Source organism: Methylobacterium sp. WL116, assembly GCF_008039455.1.
Taxonomy (GTDB): Bacteria; Pseudomonadota; Alphaproteobacteria; order Rhizobiales; family Beijerinckiaceae; genus Methylobacterium.
On the sequence record NZ_VRUV01001148.1, the window covers coordinates 1 to 459 of the forward strand.

At 55.6% G+C, this 459-nt stretch carries 1 protein-coding gene; it reads right to left on the reverse strand.

The features are described 5' to 3' along the window. Positions 1-265 precede the first annotated feature (265 nt). Positions 266-459: hypothetical protein (locus tag FV223_RS31375; protein WP_210247541.1), on the reverse strand; the 194-nt coding region annotated here is incomplete at its 5' end.

Here is a 459-nt window from a genome sequence, read left to right on the forward strand (position 1 = left end):
ACAAAGCCCGGCAACAATCCGAGCTTTGCTGATCACATGGAAAGAAGCCGCTTAGGCGATTTATGCTCACAGAGACAGGCGCCGTGGATAGGGCGCACAATCTAACGATCAGTCAGATAAAAGTAGAGGTTGCGCGATGAACGGTCATGCCATGAGTTTCGGGGCCGACGCGGGCCCGCAGGTCTACCACGCGTTCGTAGTTGTATTCCAAGATGAGCAGGGCAGAACTTTCGGCAGCTTCGGTCCGACCCGTCAGCCGTTTCCCTTATACGCCGTTGGCAATCAACTGGACGTCGATGGAGCAGACAGGACTATCACGTCGGTCCGTCACAGCGTTCATTCCAAGGCCCCACCAGAGGATTGGGTTCTGCAGACGACCGTTATCGTCCGGTAGTTTATGGTACTGGATCATCAACCAGCTCAAGCCGAAGCTCTCATGCCCTGAGGCGAGAGCGGCAT